The organism is Algoriphagus sp., from assembly GCF_024642405.1.
Taxonomy (GTDB): Bacteria; Bacteroidota; Bacteroidia; order Cytophagales; family Cyclobacteriaceae; genus Algoriphagus.
Map to the genome: position 1 here is coordinate 1 of NZ_JAHEBC010000301.1, position 4,764 is coordinate 4,764.

General features: G+C 36.4%; 7 protein-coding genes and 1 pseudogene. 6 read left to right on the plus strand and 2 right to left on the minus strand.

Features of this window, described 5'->3' with window-relative positions:
- Positions 1-473, minus strand: a pseudogene (locus Q0L68_RS16555) (transporter); the annotation flags it as partial.
- Positions 474-714: 241 nt separating this feature from the next.
- Here Q0L68_RS16555 and Q0L68_RS16560 point away from each other — a divergent pair.
- From Q0L68_RS16560 to Q0L68_RS16570, 3 genes are read left to right on the plus strand one after another with little or no spacing between them, the layout of a single operon-like run.
- A complete protein-coding gene (locus Q0L68_RS16560; RefSeq protein WP_296705297.1) occupies positions 715-1,155 on the plus strand; it encodes a Rieske 2Fe-2S domain-containing protein in 441 nt (146 codons plus the stop codon).
- Positions 1,156-1,184: 29 nt separating this feature from the next.
- A complete protein-coding gene (locus tag Q0L68_RS16565; protein ID WP_296705299.1) occupies positions 1,185-2,105 on the plus strand; it encodes a DUF5777 family beta-barrel protein in 921 nt (306 codons plus the stop codon).
- A gap of 17 nt (positions 2,106-2,122) precedes the next feature.
- The gene (locus Q0L68_RS16570) at positions 2,123-2,665 is read left to right on the plus strand and encodes a YceI family protein (RefSeq protein ID WP_296705300.1); all 543 of its coding nucleotides are present in this window, start codon (positions 2,123-2,125) and stop codon (positions 2,663-2,665) included.
- Between the two features lie 18 nt (positions 2,666-2,683).
- On the opposite strand, the gene Q0L68_RS16575 is transcribed toward Q0L68_RS16570, so the two are convergent.
- Positions 2,684-3,661: a helix-turn-helix domain-containing protein gene (locus tag Q0L68_RS16575; RefSeq protein WP_296705301.1), complete on the minus strand. Its 978-nt coding sequence runs from the start codon at positions 3,659-3,661 to the stop codon at positions 2,684-2,686.
- A gap of 126 nt (positions 3,662-3,787) precedes the next feature.
- On the opposite strand from Q0L68_RS16575, the gene Q0L68_RS16580 reads away from it, so the two are divergent.
- From Q0L68_RS16580 to Q0L68_RS20005, 3 genes are all read left to right on the plus strand, one after another.
- A complete protein-coding gene (locus tag Q0L68_RS16580; protein ID WP_296705302.1) occupies positions 3,788-4,216 on the plus strand; it encodes an SRPBCC family protein in 429 nt (142 codons plus the stop codon).
- Positions 4,217-4,218: 2 nt separating this feature from the next.
- A complete protein-coding gene (locus tag Q0L68_RS16585; RefSeq protein WP_296705304.1) occupies positions 4,219-4,677 on the plus strand; it encodes an SRPBCC domain-containing protein in 459 nt (152 codons plus the stop codon).
- 2 nt (positions 4,678-4,679) lie between these two features.
- The coding region (locus Q0L68_RS20005) for a VOC family protein (protein WP_366938417.1) at positions 4,680-4,764 on the plus strand (85 nt) is incomplete at its 3' end.

Consider the following 4,764-nt stretch of genomic DNA (forward strand, 5'->3'; position numbering starts at 1 on the left):
TTTGCACTCATTTTGTAAACATCAAAAACACCATTCCTTGATGCGCAATAGACGATGTCTTTGCCATCGGGGGAAACTCCATGCCAATAAGAGGGTGATAGAGGGGTGATCAATGCGGGAGTGCCACCGGCAGTTGGAACTTTATAAATATAAGATCCTGATGGGGTTACATCTGGTTTTCCGCTGGAAAGGAATAATGTTTTCCCATCAAAAGAAAAGCCATGGTCATTGTTTGATTTTTCAATTTCACCTGTGTTTAAGACGCCAAGGTTTTTTCCATCTAGTCCAATTTTTTCCAATTTCCCCTGGCTATTTATTAAAAGATAGGCTCCGTCTGGGGACCAGTTTGGAGCTTCAAAATGCCTGTCTTCTTTTAAAATTAATTTAGAATCTCCCGATTTGAGATCATAGATATAAAGTGAGCTTATCACTTGTTTTCCTTCTGGAACTTGGGCAATCAATACATTACTCATGCAGAAAAAAATTAAAAATAATATTCTCATCAAATCAAGGTTTTTGGGTTCATTGGAATTTTACTCCATCGCAATATCAATGTACTAAAATGATTTTTCTTCCTAAAAAGAATATTTTGGAAATAAACCGAATGACAAAACATCTCGTAAATACATCTTAAGGAAATCTTAATAATCGTTGAAGGATTATCTAATTGAAATTTCTTGAACTTGTAAGTGAATAACCAATCAAACCACTATTATGGAAGATAAAATTTCAAGAAATGAATTCCTAAAATCTCTAGGGTTCAAAGGAGCTTCTTTGCTGGCAATCTATTGTGGAGCATCAACAGTAACTTCTTGTATTAATGAAGCAGGAGGAGACCCTTCAGGAGGTACAGGCTTAGACTTTACACTTGATTTAACAGAAGCTGCAAATGCTCCTTTAAATACCGTTGGAAATTACCTAATCACCAATAAAGTTGTAATTGCACGGGTATCAGCAGATGCTTTTGCAGCAGTGACTCAAATTTGTTCTCATGAAAACAAGTCTAAAGTGATCTATCAGGGTTCCGGATTCTATTGCACAGAACATGGGGCAAAATATACTTTAGATGGAGTAGGCCTTAATTCAGAAGGAAGAAAAGGAATAAAAGCGTACAATACTGAGTTTTCAGGAACATCTCTCCGGATTTATGCCTAATTTTTAGTTTCATATTCTTTAATCAAGCCATGCTAAAACACACACTATTAAGTTTTGCGTTAGTGATGATTATTACTACCGTTTTTGCCCAAGATGATCTGTTGAATATGCTTAATGAGGATCTTTCTGAAGAAACGGTTTATACTCAAGCTACTTTCAAAGCTACCCGATTAATCAATGGACAAACTATAGAAACACTTTCCAAAAAGCACCTTAACTTTTGGATTTCTCACCGTTTTGGATCGGTTAATAGTGGTTTTCTTTCCAACTTTTTTGGGTTGGATGAGGCAAGGATTCGATTGGGCCTGGAATATGGATTGACAGATCAATGGCTGATCGGGGTAGGTAGGAGTTCAGAGGAAAAAACTTATGATTTCTATACCAAATACAAATTATTAAGGCAATCTAATGCATTTCCTTTCACTCTAACAGCTTATGGAAGCTTGGCTTTAAATACCATGGCCACAGGTTATATTATGAATTCAGGGAGTGAAATGAAATTTTACAATAACAAAGAGCGATTAACATATACTACTCAGGCTTTATTAGCCAGAAAGTTCAATGAAAAATTCTCGTTTCAGCTTATGCCTACTTTCATCCATATCAATAAAGTTGAAAGTACCTCATTCGATAATAACCTGTTCTCACTGGGAATGGGAGGCAGATATAAGATAAGCTCAAGAGTTACTTTCTCAGTAGAATATTATTACAATTTTGTCGATAGGGATACCTATCAATTGGAAACCGGAACGCCTTATCCATATCATAATTCTCTTTCACTCGGATTTGATATAGATACAGGGGGGCATGTATTCCAGTTACATTTTACCAATGCCAGAGGGATGGTTGAAAGGCATTTTATTGCTTTGAATACCGGTACATGGGAAAATGCGGATATTTTCTATGGATTCAATATCGCTCGAACCTTTAGCTTTGACAGAGGTCGGTGATCTCAAAATTTATAAAAATGAAAAAGATTAATTTGATTCTTATTTTATGCTTGATTAGTTCACTAGCAACTGCACAAACACTTTATTCCACAAATAAGGGGCAAGTGTCATTCTTTTCAGATGCACCTTTGGAAGATATTGAAGCCATAAACAAAGTTTCTGCAGCAATTATCAATGCTGACAATAATGAGCTTGCAGTTCAAATGCGCATCATTGATTTTGAATTTCCTAATAAATTAATGCAAGAGCATTTCAATGAAAATTATCTGGAAAGCGAAAAATATCCAAATGCAGTTTTTAAAGGAAAAATAAAGGAATCCATAGATATTAAGACTGCCGGGACTTATCCCGCAACAGCGGTAGGAACTATGACTATTCATGGGGTCACTAACTCTGTAAGTATTCCAGGAACGATAGTCTCTGATGGGAATCAATTAAAGCTTGATTTTAAATTCCCTATCACACTTTCGGATTATAAAATTGATATTCCTACTATCGTTTTTAAAAAAATAGCCGAGGTTGTGGATGTTACGGGCTCGATGACTTTGGTGAAAAAGTAGAATAATAACAAACTCGCTCTAGTTTTGAGCGAGTTTGTTGTATTTATTTCTGTATTCCAGCGGGGTTAGTCCCGTTATTTTTTTGAAAGTGGTACGAAAAGCTTTCGTGTCTGAATAGCCCACATCAAACATAACTTCGGAGATATTTTTCATGGTAGATTCAAAGCTTCTTTTGGCTGCTTCTACTTTCACTCTTTGAATATATTCCAACACGGAATTATTGGTCACTCTCTTAAATCGTCTTTCAAAACTTCTTCTCCCCACAGCTACTTTTTCGGCTAAATCTTCAACAGAAATTTTATCTTCAATCATTTCTTCGATTAATTCCTGAGCTTTTTTTACCGCGATATCTTGATGTGTTTTTTGTCCTGTAAAAATTGTAAATGGGGATTGGCTGCTCCTGTCAATATCAATTGCAAAGTATTTTGCCAAATTAATTGCAGTCTCCCGATCAGTGAATTTCTCTATCAAATGCAGTAATAGATTCCAGTAGGAATTAGCTCCTCCGCTGGAATAAATACCGCTTTCCTCCGTGACAATAGAGCCATCCTGAACATTGACTTCGGGATACATCTCTCTAAATAAATCAGTAAATCCCCAATGCGTAGAGCATTTTTTGCCATCCAATAGGCCTGTGGCTCCTAAAAGAAAAGCCCCGATGCAAAGAGATGCGATTTCTGCACCCTGATGGTATTGCTCATTGATCCAAGGGATAAATTGCCGATTTGCTGAAATGGCACTTTTAAGGTCTCCAAAAAGTGGAGGGATTATTATTAAATCAGCTTTTCCTACCTCTTCTAAAAGTAAATCGGGTTTTATTGAAAAATTAGGGCCTGCAGGACTTACTTGATTTTTCAAGCCAACCAATTTCACATCAAAGAGCTTCGGTCTTCCTGATTGTTCCAGCATTTGATTGACTGTAGTGAAACAATATTGGCTTCCTGCAATTACCTGAAGAACAGAATGCTCGATTGCCAAAATGTAGATTTTCTTCATGATCAAAAATAAAAACTCTTGTCGTATTTCGCCCCTTTATTGTCTAAATTGTACATGCTTTTCACGTTTTTGATTAACTACTTTTGAAAAGTAAATTCTTTTAAACCCAACAAAAATTATTTCAATATGACTACCTCTGAAAAAACCAAAATTACAGTTCAAGTTTCAGTAAATGTATCTATGGAGAAGGCTTGGGAGGCATGGGTGAAGCCTAAGCATATTATAAATTGGAATTTTGCTTCGCCGGATTGGCAATGTCCAAAATCCGAAAATGATTTACAGCCTGGAGGAAATTTCGTGTCTCGAATGGAGGCAAAAGATGGGAGTTTTGGTTTTGAATTTGGTGGAGTTTATCAGGATGTGATCAAACATCAATTGATTTCTTATATCCTCGAGGATTCTCGAACTGTGAAAATCACTTTTGAGGAAAAAGACGAGGAAATTCTTGTTGTAGAGACATTTGAGGCAGAATCTGAAAATCCGATCGAATTGCAAAGGGATGGTTGGCAAGCGATCATGAATAATTATAAAAAATATGTTGAATCACTGTCGTGAAAATGGATAAGCTGAATTTTGAAATCATCATTGACGCACCAGTTGAAAGAGTTTTTCAATTGATGCTAGAAAAGCCAACATATGAGGAGTGGACCTCGGTGTTTTCTCCAAGTTCCACATTTGAAGGGGCTTGGACGGAAGGCAGTAAGATCTTATTTGTTGGGGTTGATGAGAATGGTGAGAAAGGTGGAATGGTCAGTAGAATAGAAAAAAATATCCCAAATCAGTTTTTGAGCATTGAGCATTTGGGAGTGTTGAAAAACGGACAGGAAGACTTGGATTCTCTTGAAGTGTTGGATTGGGCAGGCGCACATGAAAACTACATTTTTATCAATAAAGGAAACCAGACCTTGTTAAAGATTGAGCTTGATTCCAATCAGGAATTTGCTGAATATTTTGAAGGAACTTGGCCAAAAGCATTGCAAAAATTTAAAGAGATATGTGAATCAAGTCCTTCTTAATTATGAAAAACCCAATCTATCCTTGTTTCTGGTTTGACGGAAATGCCAAAGAAGCTGCCACGTTTTATAGCCAAGTATTTCCAGACA

What these genes read in the sequence shown, in the direction of transcription:
- Q0L68_RS16560 (WP_296705297.1), top strand. Translation starts at nt 715, where the DNA reads ATGGAAGATAAAATTTCAAGAAATGAATTCCTAAAATCTCTAGGGTTC.
- Q0L68_RS16565 (WP_296705299.1), top strand. Translation starts at nt 1,185, where the DNA reads ATGCTAAAACACACACTATTAAGTTTTGCGTTAGTGATGATTATTACT.
- Q0L68_RS16570 (WP_296705300.1), top strand. Translation starts at nt 2,123, where the DNA reads ATGAAAAAGATTAATTTGATTCTTATTTTATGCTTGATTAGTTCACTA.
- Q0L68_RS16575 (WP_296705301.1), bottom strand. Translation starts at nt 3,661, where the DNA reads ATGAAGAAAATCTACATTTTGGCAATCGAGCATTCTGTTCTTCAGGTA.
- Q0L68_RS16580 (WP_296705302.1), top strand. Translation starts at nt 3,788, where the DNA reads ATGACTACCTCTGAAAAAACCAAAATTACAGTTCAAGTTTCAGTAAAT.
- Q0L68_RS16585 (WP_296705304.1), top strand. Translation starts at nt 4,219, where the DNA reads ATGGATAAGCTGAATTTTGAAATCATCATTGACGCACCAGTTGAAAGA.